12 protein-coding genes are annotated in these 15440 nt (G+C 44.2%); 2 read left to right on the forward strand and 10 right to left on the reverse strand.

Annotated elements, in window-relative coordinates; translation table 11 throughout:
* Nucleotides 1–10 precede the first annotated feature (10 nt).
* The 7 genes from H589_RS0110710 to H589_RS0110740 form a co-directional block, all read right to left on the reverse strand.
* Entirely contained in the window at nucleotides 11–1675 is a 1665-nt protein-coding gene (locus tag H589_RS0110710) for a SpoIID/LytB domain-containing protein (RefSeq protein WP_027722004.1), read from the reverse strand.
* Nucleotides 1676–1705: 30 nt separating this feature from the next.
* Entirely contained in the window at nucleotides 1706–4306 is a 2601-nt protein-coding gene (locus H589_RS0110715) for a tetratricopeptide repeat protein (RefSeq protein ID WP_027722005.1), read from the reverse strand.
* Between the two features lie 4 nt (nucleotides 4307–4310).
* The gene (locus H589_RS0110720) at nucleotides 4311–6467 is read right to left on the reverse strand and encodes an AsmA family protein (RefSeq protein ID WP_027722006.1); all 2157 of its coding nucleotides are present in this window, start codon (nucleotides 6465–6467) and stop codon (nucleotides 4311–4313) included.
* A gap of 22 nt (nucleotides 6468–6489) precedes the next feature.
* Entirely contained in the window at nucleotides 6490–7581 is a 1092-nt protein-coding gene (locus H589_RS0110725) for a hypothetical protein (RefSeq protein WP_245577118.1), read from the reverse strand.
* Nucleotides 7582–7594: 13 nt separating this feature from the next.
* Nucleotides 7595–8812, reverse strand: a complete 1218-nt coding sequence (locus H589_RS0110730) for an S-layer homology domain-containing protein (RefSeq protein ID WP_245577120.1) — start codon at nucleotides 8810–8812, stop codon at nucleotides 7595–7597.
* Between the two features lie 126 nt (nucleotides 8813–8938).
* The gene (locus H589_RS0110735) at nucleotides 8939–10054 is read right to left on the reverse strand and encodes a hypothetical protein (RefSeq protein WP_027722009.1); all 1116 of its coding nucleotides are present in this window, start codon (nucleotides 10052–10054) and stop codon (nucleotides 8939–8941) included.
* Between the two features lie 32 nt (nucleotides 10055–10086).
* Entirely contained in the window at nucleotides 10087–10971 is an 885-nt protein-coding gene (locus H589_RS0110740; RefSeq protein WP_027722010.1) for a hypothetical protein, read from the reverse strand.
* A 545-nt stretch (nucleotides 10972–11516) separates the two neighbouring features.
* On the opposite strand from H589_RS0110740, the gene H589_RS19675 reads away from it, so the two are divergent.
* Nucleotides 11517–12008 carry a hypothetical protein gene (locus H589_RS19675; RefSeq protein ID WP_051249721.1) on the forward strand — a complete coding sequence of 164 codons (492 nt, stop codon included), beginning with the start codon at nucleotides 11517–11519 and terminating at the stop codon, nucleotides 12006–12008.
* 40 nt (nucleotides 12009–12048) lie between these two features.
* On the opposite strand, the gene H589_RS0110750 is transcribed toward H589_RS19675, so the two are convergent.
* Both H589_RS0110750 and H589_RS0110755 read right to left on the reverse strand, forming a co-directional pair.
* Complete coding sequence (locus tag H589_RS0110750; RefSeq protein WP_027722011.1) at nucleotides 12049–12540, reverse strand: YajQ family cyclic di-GMP-binding protein; 492 nt, start codon at nucleotides 12538–12540, stop codon at nucleotides 12049–12051.
* A gap of 81 nt (nucleotides 12541–12621) precedes the next feature.
* Nucleotides 12622–12978: an STAS domain-containing protein gene (locus H589_RS0110755; RefSeq protein ID WP_027722012.1), complete on the reverse strand. Its 357-nt coding sequence runs from the start codon at nucleotides 12976–12978 to the stop codon at nucleotides 12622–12624.
* Between the two features lie 160 nt (nucleotides 12979–13138).
* Between H589_RS0110755 and H589_RS0110760 the strand changes: the two genes are divergently transcribed.
* Nucleotides 13139–13438, forward strand: a complete 300-nt coding sequence (locus H589_RS0110760) for a YciI family protein (protein WP_027722013.1) — start codon at nucleotides 13139–13141, stop codon at nucleotides 13436–13438.
* A 216-nt stretch (nucleotides 13439–13654) separates the two neighbouring features.
* On the opposite strand, the gene H589_RS0110765 is transcribed toward H589_RS0110760, so the two are convergent.
* Nucleotides 13655–15310: an alpha-keto acid decarboxylase family protein gene (locus H589_RS0110765; protein ID WP_027722014.1), complete on the reverse strand. Its 1656-nt coding sequence runs from the start codon at nucleotides 15308–15310 to the stop codon at nucleotides 13655–13657.
* Nucleotides 15311–15440: the final 130 nt, after the last annotated feature.

Raw genomic sequence — 15440 nt, forward strand, 5'->3', positions numbered from 1 at the left:
GGGCCTATTTCTACCAGAGCTGTTTAAGTTCGCTGCCGGGATAATAAAACTTTAAAATATAGTCATACTTTTTCTTTTTACCAAGCTCAGCCGATCCCCACTGGGAATAACCTACGCCATGCCCCCATCCGTTACCTTTGAAGATATACTGTCCATTTTTATTTTCTATCTGCAAAAGGATATCAGGCAGATTCAGTACACGGGAACTGCCGAGAGTTGTACGTGTACGTAAATCTCTATGCCCATCTTTATAATTAACTCTTACCTTTGTGATTCTACCGGAAGGTCCGGTCTCAAGAGGTTTGATTGACTTGATCCCCGGAACCGAAATACCGATTTTCTTCAACTTGGCTTCTACATCGCTGACCTTGAATTTACGGGTCCATGTAGCCATCTTACCCTTAAGACTTGCGGGGTCTTTGTGGGCGACAAGATAAGCCTTACCTGCTCCGAAAATAGCTTTTGCATCGGCAGTATATCCACCGCTGTTTGCTGTGTACTGCGAAAGGATCGGTTTCTTTTTATAAAGCAGAACCTGTCCGCGTGTAGCCTTTACCGCCTTGTCAGCCCGTTTGTCCTCACGCTCAACTCCGGCATACATCTGGTCATAAGTATCAGCATAAACATCATAAAAAAGATGTGTGCGATGCTTTTTCTGATAATATGCGTAAGTACGGGCAGCAACGGCCTGTGCTTTGAGTGTATCGGCCGGCCATGAAGCATAAGATTCCGCAGGAACAACCGAAAGTAAATAATCTTCAATATTTATCAGATTAAGAATCAAGAGTTTGCCTTTCCGGATGCTTACATCAACAATGCCACGGACAGTTTTCTTTTCAGAACCGTAAGAAACTTTAAGTGGAGCTTTTGAAGTGAATTTAATCCTGTCGGCGGAGACCTTTTTACCATCAAGAGTCAGCTTACTACCGGACATACCGACCGTATATTTACGGCCGCAACCAAGATCATCCGTGCAGACTTTATCGTTTTTGGAGGAGGTGGTAACAATAACGGAAGTAACTTTACGACTGAGACAAACACGCAGCGTAGGCTCATCACCGAGTTTAGCGGGAGTTTTATCCTCCGGTGCGGGAGTCGGTTTCGGAGCCGGAGTCGGTTTTGGCTCAGGCTTTGGCGTTGGAACCGGAACCGGTTTAGGCTCAGGTTTCGGCGCAGGGTCGGCTTTATCAGCCATTGCCGAGACAACTGCTTCAGCCTGATACTTGAACTTACCTTCTGGAAAATATTTCGCATACTGCTTAAAAGCCTCACGGGACTTATCAAACTGATTCATCTGATAATAAAGAAATCCCAGACGGTAGAGAGCAGTATCTGCATAATCCGGATATTGGCGTCCGACCTTTCTATACAGGTCAGCTGCTTTGTCGGGTGCATCAAGAAAAGTGGACAGCACCATGGCTTTACCGAACATGGCATTAACTTTGGTTTTTGCCACAGGAGAGAAATCAATGGCGGTATCATACTGCTCAAGAGCTTCAAAATATTTACCGATATCAATGAGATAGCTGGCATAATTTATATGCCACTGGGCCTGCGCCTGGTTCTCCACTTCGACACTGGAATACTGGCGGGCCATAGCATTTGTCGAAATCAGAACCATGCAACAAAGCATTGTACTGATGCAAATATTTCTAATCAAAATGGACTTTCTCATAAAACACTCTCTTTTCCTGTCAGGACAAAACTACTCAGCAGGCTGAACCTTAACAGGCTCGGCAGCAACTGAAGAATTATCAGCAGCAGCATTATCCTCAATTATATCTTTCACTTCGTCACTACTCTTCACTTCGTCAGGGCTTGCCACTTCGGCAGGGCTTACCACTTTGTCCGGGCTTGCCACTTCAGTAGCCTTACCCTGATCAGCAGGTGCTTCAGTTTCAGAATTTTCCTGTTCCGTTGCTGAAGACTTAACTGTTTCAAGAACAGTTGTCCCATTTACAGCAGGTTCACTCTTAATAACAGGTGCGGTTTTAGCTGCAATCTGTTCCAGATAATCTTTTAAATACAATAGAGTGCTGTCAGTCGGGCTCAGGGCTAATGCTTTGCTCAGCACCTGACGGGCCTGTTTGATATCACCTTTATTCAGCAGATAGCGGACATAAAGCTGATGGAGCCGCACATCATATGGATACTTTGAAATACCCTCAGTAAGCGTTTCTGAAAGAGCCAAATCATCACTTAATGCCAGCAAGGTATATGATAAATAAAGATAAATATCACGATCATCCTTGATCTTAAGTGCCTTACTCAGAGATTCATAGGCATCTCCGTAATGCTGAGCATGAAAAGAACTGATACCTTTTTCCTTGAGCTCACTGAATTGTTTCTCAAGAACTTCAGGAGTAATAGTCTTATCATCCACCAGCACAATCAACCGGCCATGTGGATATGGCGCATCCAGAATGGATTTTACCAGCACATCACCTTTCAGCCTGAATGCATCAGCTGATGAAGTTCCCAGATAGTTGCCGGAAAGAACAAGCTTTGTGTTTGAAATGATATTAATTTCATTATTAAAAATATTATTATCCGTAATTTCAGCACTGCCGCCGGAGAATTCAATACCCTGCGTACAATTACTGATACTGCTGCGCACAACAGTACCGTTTCCGGCTCCGAGTACTATCCCTGTTCCGGCATTTACAATACGCAATCCTTTGAAATCGTAATTCCCTGTTTTAGAGACAACGATTGACTTTTTACCGCCGCGAAATCCGGTTGAACGAATCTCCGAGTATCCTCCATCGGCAGTGAAAGCGTTACTGAACCCATTGAATTCACACTGTGAAAGCACAGCCTTGCCGCCGAACATGACTCTGACCCCTTCCGTACCGTTTGAAAGAAAACGTACCGGGGCACTTATATCTCCAAGAGATTCAAATTCACCCAGAACATCAATTCTGGCTCCGGACTTAAATCTGATCTTTGTCCCCGGCTGAAGGCTGAACTTGGCTCCTTCAGGCACAGTTACGGGAAAGGATAAAACATAATTACCTTTAACCAGCTTTCCGCTCATTTCGCCGAAAAGCTCCCTTTCGTCGAACTGAGGCATAACGACTTTAATCAGTCCGTCAGTATGGGAGAGGTTGCCGAATTTATCTACAGAACGGACCCTGTAAAAAACAGTGCTTCCCTGCATTATATCAGGATCAGTAAAACTTGCTTCCTTAGTTTTGGTGACAGCCTCAAATTCACCGACCGGATCATCACCTTTTTCAATAATAAATTCCTCGAGGTCTTCACCCTTGGGAACATTCCAGCGCAGCTCCACTCCTTCCCGTCCGGTTCTGAACCGGACAGATTCAGGAGCTGGCGGAAGAATACCGTCAATGGTGACCAGTGAACCTGATTCAACCCAGAGTCTGTCTATGCCGTTAGACTTGCGCATTCTGACCTTGAGAGGTTCATCTACCCCCTTATCACCCTCGCGCACTACATAAAAACCTTCATAAACACCCTGTGAAGTCTGTGAAAGTGGAATATTCGTTTTAAATTCACCAATATCAAAAGAACAGTTCAAACCGGGCTCAGCGTCAACACGAACATTAATCCTGCGGCCCACTCCAAAAAGTTTATTATCAACGTTAGTATCGACAGCGATAACTTCAGGAAGCTTAGGTCCCTTTGGGCAGTCCGGCAGCATCTGCGCCATATTCCATGCCCAATCGTAAACAACCATACGCATCTGGCGGCGGATGGGATCTGAAAAGACCGCTTCCGCAATAGTTCCGGCCAGCCCGAAAAGGCCGGTAGGTACTGAGACCTTTCGTTTAGAAGCGCTGTCGCTCCATTTACCGACAAGATCTCCATCTGAATTGGTAATGCTTACCTGTGCATCAAGCTGGAATAAATCAAAAGCCACAGCTGTGATCATGTCTGCACTGGAAATATCCACTTTTACAATACCATCGGCATTTAAAGCCTTACAAAGCTCTGCATCACTAAGAGATTTCCAGGCGTTATCAGGTCCAAGTCCGGTAAGGGTGTTATCTACAACACTTTTCTGTAACGGCATAAATCCCTTACCGGCCAGCTGGTTGGTAATTGCACTGCGGGCGATATCGGATACAAAGACTTTATCATCGTCCGTTACCATAACAGACTTATGGACTGTGGAGTTTGCCGCATGAATCATAAATTCAGCAGGCAGAACAGCAATGCGGTACGGGATGGCATCTTCTGCGGTATACTGCACTGATTGCGGTGCTTTTTTTCCAAAACAACCGCCAAGGAGCAGTGTAACTAAACACATTGAGATGAGTAGAGAAATATTTTTATTGTTCATGACGCTATGACTTTAATTTTCTGTCCACATTAAAAGAATTCACAGTTCCAAGCACGGAACGCACCTGCCCATCCAGCTTAAGATGTTTATCCGCAAGCGAATAGGCTCCCCCACCCCACGCCTGCAACAGGCGCCCCTTAAAATTAAATGAATTGATCAGAACATCTTTACCGCTAATGTCCGCACGAAGAGTTGCAGTATCAAAAACAAGCCCCTCTCCGGCTGTAGGACTCATGGAAACGGCGTCCAGCATATCGAGGAAAAAACCAAGCCGCTGGTCAAGATTAGCCAGATTAAAAATATGAAATTTATCAATCTTGGCAGTAGCTTCTCCTTGCACAGATTCAGCAAGTTCATCAGCATCACTGCCCTGTACAAAGACATTTGCGTTTAGATAAATTTTCCCGCGCAAAGAAACAGAAAGGTCCTTGGCAAAGCAGGCAATAAGGCTGGGCAGACTTGTTCCCCGCCCTTTCACATTACACTGCGCCGCAAGTTGATCTCCTGCGAAAACAACATCAGCATTGAGATTAAGATGAAAAAGTTTGCCGCTGGCTTTCAGCAGAGCACGTGATTCACCGCTCTGCAAAAAGATTGCAACATCACTGAATGGCCAGTCATTGTAGTAAAAACGGCGGATGGAAGCTTTTCCGCTTAAATTGGGGTCCAGCAGAGGTCCGAAGTCAAACTTTGTGTTTTCAGCAACTTCATTTTTCTGCTCAGGACTGCGGATACTTAAGGATTTAAGACGGGCTTCATACCCGGCCCCTTTACGGCGGGGGGTATTAAAATAGCCGGATGCAGAAATTTTAGTCAGCTTATGGGACAGCTGGGTATCAAACTCGGTCTGCAAAGGATTTTTTTTTTCAGCCTCGCAGGTAATTACGTAGTCAAAAAGCGAAAAATCATCCGCTTTGGCCTTAAACCGGACATCCCGCAAATCTAAAGGAAAAGCAAATGATGCCTGCAAGTTACAATCGCCGCCGGCAGAAGAGGCTACATTCAATCTTTTGACAGAAACGATCGGTTTGCCGTCTTTAAGCTCAACATCAGCATCAATATCTGAAATACTAAGTTCCTGCTTCTTCCCCTCAAGAGATTCCAGTACCAGAACAAGATCCTTGGCCGAAACAGTCATTTTACCGGAAAGACCGCTGGAAGCAACTGCGCTGGCTGAAGATGTCAGATTAACAGCCTTAAAGATTAAAGTCCCCTTAGGCTTGATGGATTTCAGCTTGGCTGATTCGCAAAGATTTTTTGTAGCATTTCTGCCCCGTTCACTTTTCTGAGCCATGGCAAAAAGCTCACCGGCATCAACCATAGCTTCATCAAGTGAAACCTGAAAAGAACCACCCTGCCCCAGCTGCATGGACATGTTCTTGCCACTGGTGGAATCAAGAACCAGCCCTCCGACCTTAACAGCCATAGTTCCCGCAGCACTGTCCACGCTGAAATCGAGGTCTTTTGTTTCAAACTTTCCGGCCTCGGCAAGTTCTGGAATCGTATTATTCCCGAGATATCCGAATCCGGTCAGAAATCCTAAAAAAGCTGCCGGATCAATAACGCATTCGCCGGCTTGCAAATTCATCTTAAGCGGCGAAGTGGAAATCATATCCACCCTGCCGGAAAATTTAAACCCAAGCTCTGCAATGGAGGCGCTGCGAACATTAAAGGCGAATCCGCTGCTTGCTTTTTCCATACTGGCGGAAACAGTAAGCGGAGTTCCCTGAAAACCGTTGGTCAGCTGCAATTTACCGGAAACAACGTCCAGCTTTTGCGGGAAGGAATCAGGAAGTTCAATAAAATTCGTATCAGATCCGGAATCATCCCGATGGGCAGCAGCCATAACATCAGGACCCTGCAGGATAACCTGACGCAACTTGATATCTCCGCTCAGCAGACTGCCGAGATCAGGATAGATTTCCAGCAGAGGCACGCGCACGGTATCTACACCGTTTTGTACCTCAAGATTATGAATAAGTATGGAAGGAATGGGATAGTAATGGATTTCTATATCCTCCATTACTATCCCCATATCAGTCATTTCTGAAAGCAGCTTCTGCGCGGCATCCGCAAAATAGACCCTGACCAGTACAGCTGATCCTATAAAGAGAACAATTGCAGCAAGTCCGGCAATAAGAATACCCTTTTTACGTAACACCGCGAAACCACCTTTAATTTACTTATTTAAGTACGAATACAACTCTTGCATTTGCAAAGATATTAAACTGCTTGTCGTTGGCGAAAACCAGAGTTGCGTCTTCGTTGCTGATAACCGCATCAGTTACGTTCTCAACAGTCTTACCCTTGATAACCAGAGGAGACTTGGAACCCCATGATTCCAGAAGAGCCTTGGCCTTCTGTTCATCAGTAGTGTAACCGCCGCAACCCTTTTCAATCAGAACCTGATTCAGAACCTTGGAAGGATCAAACAGGGCTTTACCGTCTGCAGAGAGGATACGGTTAACCAGTGCAGGTTTGAAATCGAAGTCACGGACATCGATGATGATGCCGTCAACCGGAGCAGGAGCAACAACAGCAGCTACGTTTTCAGCAGTAGGAGCTGTTACTTCAGGCTGTGCAGGAGCTTCAGGAGCCATTGCAACTACCGGAGCTTCGACAGCAGGAGTTTCAACTGCAGGTGTTTCAGCAGCAGCCGGAGCTTTAACAGCAGGAGTTTCTACCGCAGGAGCAGGAATCTGTGCAGCTGGAGTTTCTACTGTAGCCGCAGGGGTTTCTACTTTAGGAGCAGGCTGTTTTACTACAGGAACGGGAGCGACAGCAGGAAGATTCACAGGCTGGAAAGCCGGAATTTCTCTTACTTTCAACTCTTGAGGTGATTTGAGAATAATATCTTCAAAAGAGCTGTATACAGAATCATTTCCGTGCAGGTTCAGTCTAAGGCAGACACGGGCATAGCCTTCAGTACGGTCAAATGTTTCACCGCAGGGAACAGCACCGCGCAAGGTTCCTTCTACACGGGTTTTAATTTTATCGCTGCTGAGCATTCCGTCGCGTACAGTGGTTTCACCGCTGAGTCTGAGACCCTGAAAAATTTCCAGCAGTCTTCTCTGGGCAACAACTTCCGCTGCACGTTTAGCACGATAACGGCTCTGTCCGGCTTCGGATTCACCGATAACCTGAATATATCCTTTTTCAAAAATCTGATCGGGATTGACTATTTCAACAATTCTATCTCCGGCCATGGCAGAACCGGCAAAAGCTGTACCGGCAAAAATCATAACCGCAGTTACGGCTAGTATTAATTTCTTCACTTTATCCTCCACTCTAGTAAACATTCATTATATTACGCAGACGCATAAGGGAAAGAATCAAATCTGCACCGTCCATGTTGCCATCAGGACTGAAGGCACCTGAAAGGTCGGTTTCCATCAGATTTCTGTTAACAACTGTCACGATCGCATTATACCATGCGTCAGTCGGATTCACATCAGGGTAAAGAGATTTGTCCTGTCCCAGATGCTGGCTGGACATGGTTTTATCTCCGGTCAGCTTGATGAGCACATCTTCCAGAACAAAAGCCAGCTCCTTGCGGGTCATAGGCTTTTTAGGAAAAAACAGCTCAGCACGTGTGGTTTCATCGTAGATAGGTTGCAATCCACGCACATTCCATTTGAGCACGGTCATAATTTCAGGCTCAAACATATGCCCAACCACATCGGCAGGAGTAAAAGAGGCCTTCATATTCTTACCGGGAACAGGAATGCGTCCGGCAAAAAGTCTGTCCATATGCAACTCGTCAACAAGAAGAGCAGCAACGTCAGCACGATCAACCTTATCCTTTACCGCAATTTTTTTAGCAACGTCGGTAAGGGTATAATTGCTCATGGCCCGCAGAATTTTCTGACAACGGGTATATAAAGCGTTGGACTTATCATGCCATTTGCCGGGGGAAGCAGCCAGAACGATTCCGAGTATATCTTCAGCCTTACGGAATTCTCCGCCCTTGAAGTAGGCTTCACCCATAAAGTAATGAAGAGCTTCGATGTTTCTATAATAAGGAAGGTCTTCCTCCTTTACTTCCTTGACCATGAGTTTGGCATCAGAATAAAGGTCTTCAGCCCTTTCCAGCCATCCTCGGGAAGCAATGCGAGTGTAGATTCTTATTCCGGTCACATACACGCCGAACTTATATGTTCTGTCACTGCTTGCTTCAGAAACAGCCTTGTCAAACTGATCGACAGCCCGCTCGGCATCTGCAGCGCTGTATTTTTCATCGCTTTCAGCTTCTGCACGGATGGCATAGACCAGAGCCTTGCCTGCAATAGCAGGAGCATATTCAGGATCAAGGGCGACTGCTCTTTCAAAACGCACAAACGCTTTGTCCGGCATTCCCTGATCAATCAGCTCCATGCCCATCAGATAATGATGAGCCGGATTATCCTCGATGGACTGAGGAGTAACTTTCTTTCCACATCCGACAAAAGACAGGATCAAAAGCATGCCTGTAAAAAATATTAAGGATTGTTTCATTTTCATCTTCATCCGTTCTTCCTCCTTGCCGCTGATGTTTTCAGCCGCAATCATGATTTACCTTAAAGATAAGCCATGCTGGAATACAAGCGAGGGGAAAAGTTTTACAACAAACCCCTCGCCCGCTTGTATCCATATTTAGAATCCGTCAGGGTTTTCCCAGCGGAACTTCATAGTACGTCCATCCATTTTGCTTTTAAACTTTTCAACACCTATATCTTTCAAAGTTCCTTCAACTTTCTTGAGAAGAGCCGAAGGACGAAGTGTTGACCAGTAAACCAATTCAATATTCTTCTGGTTTTTACGCTTTACTTCCTTACGTACGAATCCGGGAATATCTTCAAGGTTTCTTCCAATGGAGTCCACTTCAGGAAAACCGGTAAAAGTCACTGAGTAACGAAATCCTTTACCGCGATCCAGTTCAGTTTCCATGTACTCAAGCATTTTGCCTGCAATATTTACTGAAGCCCAGTATACTTCGGGCTTAGCAGCTTCAACTGCAGGTCCATATTTACCAGCGCCTTTCACATCTCCACCGGCAGGAGCCACATACTTCTCTACAGGTCTGCGGACCTCTCCGACTTTAAACCGGTCGGAAATACGAACGCAGGACATATTCAAAACAGGATTGGCTGCTTTGGGCATATCAATCTCAACAGTGAGAACATAGTCAGCTTTCAGAAGCTTATTATATTTCACAGCCTTATCGAGATTCATCTGCCCTTCAATGGAGTGAAAGGAAGCACGGGACACAGGCCAGTCGATAACTTCAAACTGGAACTTTTCCCCGAATACTTTAGCCACATCGGTAATCAGGCTTTTCATTGCTTCTGGCGGAATAGAATTAAATTCACTGCTTGAAGCAAAGATAAGCAACCTGGGCGAGTTAGACATTTTCTGCAGAATGCTGACGGTGGTATAATCGCTTAGAAGCAGATCACGGTTCACTGCAGCATCAACAGTAATAGTGTAGCCATCAGGAAGGGCTCCTTCACTGATAACCTTATAACTGGAGACATAGCCTTTAGAATGGCTGACAATCTCATCTCGCACCAGAACACCGGACTCCACAATGGAATCAGAAGCAATGGCTGTTCCTATTTCCATCTCGACAGCTAAACGCAGGGCGGAATTCAAAGCCTGATGGCGATCAATTCCTTCGCCTGTAGCCTCTACAGCAAAAGCTGCGGAGGCGGTCAGTACTGTTAGAAGGAAAACTGCGAGCACCTGAGAATATACTTTCAAAAAGGACATACAGACCTCTTTTTTAACATTAAACAATCGATCTACCAATCGTTATTGCTCTGCTTTCTCTTCTGCTTGACGCTATGCTGCTTAACAATCTTCAGTTCATTACCGGAAACATAAACACGGCCTTTCATGTTCATCTTTCTGAGCATGCGAACCATGTTGCGCTTCAGGTGTGCTGAGTCAATTGTAGATTTGTACCATAATTCGTGATGAGAAGAAGTATTAAGGGAGTTGGTTTTAGGTCTGTGACTTTCGTATCCGGTGAAAATGGTGATGTAGTCTTCAACATCAAGCATATCATCATCAGTAAAACCGTCAAAAATAACAGTCCATTCTACAAGACGTCCGGCACCATCATTGCCGGAAGTGTAGCCTTCGAGCCTGTCAGCCAGAACTGCGGCAACATCGGAACCGATAATTTTGGAAAGTTTACCTACAGATTCAAGCACATCATTTCTGCTGTAAGGTTTGGGAACAAGCTGGTCCTGCTGAGGTTCGGACTCAAAATTACCAAGTCTTGAGCCGTCCCATACGGAAAGAAGCCGTCCTTCGATTCTAGCAGTAACACGTACGCTGTTCGCATTGGTCTTTGCGTTAGGATAAATACTGAAAATAACCAGAACATCAATACCGGCATCCTTAGCAACCTGAATCAGTTCTGCATCATTACGGCGTTTACGTCCCTGTATATGAGTCTGGTGAGTAAGTGCGGTTTCATCTTTTACATCAAAGCCTCTGTTGACCAATTCATTTGAAATAGAATTAAGAACACGCTTAAAGACTCGGCTGTCACGGGGAATAGTATCAGTATCAGCATCTTCACCCACAATCATAAGACGGGGCAGATCAGTGGCCTTTGCAAGTGTTGGTGCCACAAACAGGCAGACCAGAGCCACCATAAGAAAAATAGTTTTTTTCATTTCCAACTCCTTAAATTTTATTGTTCCCTGAAAAGACAGAACAAACTGCCCTGACATTTTTTTACTTTGTTATTTAATTGAAGGCACATTGCCTTATCCCAAATAACTTCTTAACCTTTTAGCAAATCAATCAGTATATTTATACTATATTATACAACTTAAGCAACAAAAACTGCTACATCTCATAAAGCCCTTATTTCTATCACCCCAAAAGGCAAAACAAGTTAAGCAATTCAGCATGATATGCCTAATCAGAACGGAGGTCAAATTCCTTTTAAAAAATAAAAGCAATCCCAGCTGATATATTTATTTCTGCGCATAACTTATCCCGTCCTACCCGATTCAAATTTTTTCTATAAATCAGGCTGTTATTGAGAAAGAAATTGTTTTATGTATATTTTCATACAAACAATGATTGTCTACGGTTTCTATAATGAACTATTTGTCACGCAAAGCGAGGGTAAATAAAAACCACTTCACCCCACGCATCAGATTTGTCCTGATAAATATAAAAAATAAGCAGCGAAAAGGCAGAGAATAAACCAATGAAATCCAGAAAAACCAACACCGCCACTGAAACGTGGGAGATGATGCAAAGCTGCCGTGAAACACTCGGCGCAACCTCTCTTCAGAAAATTTTTTCCAGAGGTCAGAGTCAGATCAACCGTTACTGCTCCTCCCCGATTCATGAAGATCATCAGAGAAACCCGCTGGACCGCCTGCACCTCTTATTTACCATGCTTGATGAATCAGGGGAACGTGAACTTGTTGTTGCAGCGCTTAACCATCTTTGCAGTTCAATAGACTACCGCATTCAAGAAAAAACTGAATTTATTCCCGACAAACTCACCGTTGAAGAAGAATGTCTGGATGATTATCCTGAAAAGGTGGAACTGGACAGACTGATTTCATCAAATGCCGCCCCTGCAATTGTCAGAAGACAGGGAGAGCATACCTGCCGTGAAATCATGGAAACTGTTACCAGCTATGAAAGATATTGTGCAGAGAATAATCAGCATAAAAAAAACCCGCTCTAAAGTTTAGAGCGGGTTTTTTCAGTCGTCATAACTGAAAAAATTATTTTTTCATATTTACATACTGGAAAGGCATCTCAAGGTCTGCTTCCCTGATCAGCGTAATTACTTCCTGCAAATCATCAAGTTTTTTACCGGTTACGCGAACCTGTTCATCCTGAATTGCTGCCTGAACTTTAATTTTGGTGGCTTTAATCATTTTCACAATTTTCTTGGCAGTATCTTTATCAATCCCTTCTTTGAGTTTGACTTCCTGCTTAAGCTGACCGTTTGAAGTAGGCTCAACTTTACCAAAATCCAGAACCCGTGGATCGACCTTACGGCGGGTGAAATGAGTGATCAGCATATCACGGACAGCTTTGATCTTCATATCATCACCGGTAACAATATTTACTGCGTTCACTTTTTTATTAAATGAAATCTCGGTATTCACACCGCGGAAATCATAACGGGTTTCAACTTCTTTGACCACGTTGTTAACTGCGTTGTCCACTTCCTGCGGATCAATCTGGCTTACAATATCAAAAGACGGCATAAATTATATCCTCCATATCATTTTCAATCAAAATATTAATATCCAAACCCGCTCTGTTATTTAACAATCTGTACCGCAGAGTCAAGAGGGAGAAGCAATTGCACTTTTTTCGTATCTCAGGGCATCTTCAACAGAGGGTAGAATTTCAAAAAATTCATCAAGTTTAGTCAATTTAAAAAGCTTGGTGACTTTTGGCGAGAGTCCGGCAAAAAGAAAAAAACTGTCCGTAGGTAGAAATCTTGAAATAGGCAGCAGTCCGGCAATACCGCTGAAATCCATAAAATCAACAAGGGAAAGGTCTATAACAAATCTATTTTCCCCTTCCTTAACGAGTGAAATAATAAAATCTTTCAACTCGATGGAATTGGAACCGATAAATCGGTCAACGCAAACTTTAACGACCAGATAGTCTTCATTCCTCTCCCGGATCAGATTCATAAATATCTCCTGTCATTGACCAGCCCGGAAAAACCCTCCCCAGCTTTCCCTGATCCGGTAAAAAAATGTGGACATATGTAAATAAGTGTCAATAAAATAGATTCCGTTAACACTGTTCTCATATATCAAAAATAATAAAACATAAAGAGGATTAACAATAATGTACATTATCACACTTAAGTATGTAAAACCGCTGGATGAAATTGATGCATTAATTGAAGCACACGTTGAGTTCCTTAAAAAACAATATGAAAAAGGAATATTCATCGCATCTGGACGCATGGTCCCCCGCACAGGCGGTGTTATTCTGGTCAGGCCCATTTCTCTTGAAGAACTGGATGCAGTGCTTGCAGAAGATCCATTCAACATTAACGGAGTCGCAGAGTACAGCATGACCCAGTTCATCCCGACCATGACGGCTGCCGGGCTTGAGGGATTAAAAGATGAGCTGCCCGAATAAGCAGCGAACACATTCTTTCAACAAAACTGTAACACGGCTGTTACCACAGCTCCGAAATTTAAGCATATTTATTTCTCGAACAGACAGCATATATATTTGCCGGAAACAAGAACTCCTCCAAAGACCCCTCACTCCAGTTCTATTTCCGGCAAACGGCGCAAAAGAAGGGACCGGAACTCAGCACTCCGGCCCCTTTTTGTTGCATATTTTATCTACTTAACTCTGCCAGCCTTTGCCCTTAAAAACTATACGGTTCAAAGCAAGTGCCATTTCCGAAGCCGCCATTTTTCCTGTGACAACTTCAATATAAGCCCCGGATTCAGCGGCTTTAGCTTTTGCAAGAGCGTCATCCAGTTCAGCATTGTTCATAACTTTTGCACTGAACCATCCGGTCATGCCCAGAGCATCCGGCAGTCTGCTGTAATTCCACTGGGCCAGATCATTATAATATATGAAAGGATCTTCGCATAACATACGTTCAATAAGGTAACCGTCATTGTTCAGGCAGATGATGACAGGCTTAAGCCCGTGCCGTGCAAACTGACTGATTTCCTGAACGGTCATCTGGTGTGACCCTTCACCGGTTATGAGCAGCACCCGCCTTTCAGGAGCAGCCATTGCTGCGCCGAAAGATGCAGGAGTAGCCCAGCCGATAGAGCCCCATAAAGTCTGATTGAAAAATACAGCCTTGTCTGGAAGCTTTGCGTTGACCAGTCCCATGGACGCTGTTCCGGTTTCAGCCATTATGATATCGCCTTCAGCAATAAAATTTTCAATACGGGGATAAAGCGAATTCGGAGTAATTTCCGCGTCCTGCACACCAACTGGTTCACCGAGACCCTGTGGACCTATAGGAACTTTTATACCAAGATTCTGTACCCTTTCACAAAGTCCCATAAGCACATCTTCAAGTTGTACATTGTGATACACAGCGTGTCCGATACAAACACGATCTGGATGAATTTTAATTTCTTTTTGCGGATCAATGGTTACTGTATTGGCACCGGTATTGATATCTGAACGGATGGCGCCGAAACTTATGACCAGATCACTTGTTTCCACAACTTCCTGAACATCTTTATCCAGAATACCGCCATTGTAGACGCCTATAAAATTAGGATGGGTTTCAGACAGAGTTCCCTTAGCCATGAACATAGAGGTAAAAGGCAGCCCTGATTTCTCAATAAAACTGCGCATGGGTTCATGCAGCTCATACCTCCCGATCAAAGCCCCGACCATGACTGTTGCAGTTTTAACGCTATTCAACTTTTCAAGAATCAGCTTCTGCACAGTTTGCAGTGTATCTTTATCACTTTGCAAAGAGATCTGTTTATGCGGCCTGGTGCAGCCAAGTTCCATAAGTGCGTAATCAGCGGGGATGGCGATATAGACAGGTTGTTTTCTGGTCAGAGCTGCGTTTATAATCCGTTCAACTTCTCCAACAGTATTTTCAGGAGTCAGAATAGTACTGGCGCAAACCACCGGCTGAACCATTTTATGAAAAAGGTCGAATTCACCGTTACCAAGGGAGTGATGAATGAGATTGCCGTTGCGCAGCAAAGAGCATTTAGGCATACCTACAATATGAAAAACAGGCAGATTTTCCGCATAACTTCCGGCAATACCGTTTATCGCGCTCAGCTCCCCCACTCCGTAGGTGGTGCAGAGAGCGGATTTACCTTTGATACGGGCGTATCCGTCTGCAGCATATGCGGCGTTCAGCTCATTACAACAGCCGATCCATTTCAAATCAGAATCATTGCAGATGGCATCATTGACCGGAAAAGCATAATCACCGGGCACGCCGAAAATATCTTTAATGCCGATTTCCTTTAGCCGCTCAAGAAGATGCAGAATAACTGTCTGAGCCATGAAACTTCTCCCGTTTATCGTTATTAATAAAGCTGATATGGTTTTGCATATAACTTTGCCATTACGGGAAATTTGTGTCCATGAATTTTTGAAAATGCCCTGCTGATAAAATTAAACAGCTTAATATATT

The organism is Maridesulfovibrio zosterae DSM 11974, from assembly GCF_000425265.1.
In the GTDB taxonomy this organism is placed as follows: domain Bacteria; phylum Desulfobacterota; class Desulfovibrionia; order Desulfovibrionales; family Desulfovibrionaceae; genus Maridesulfovibrio; species Maridesulfovibrio zosterae.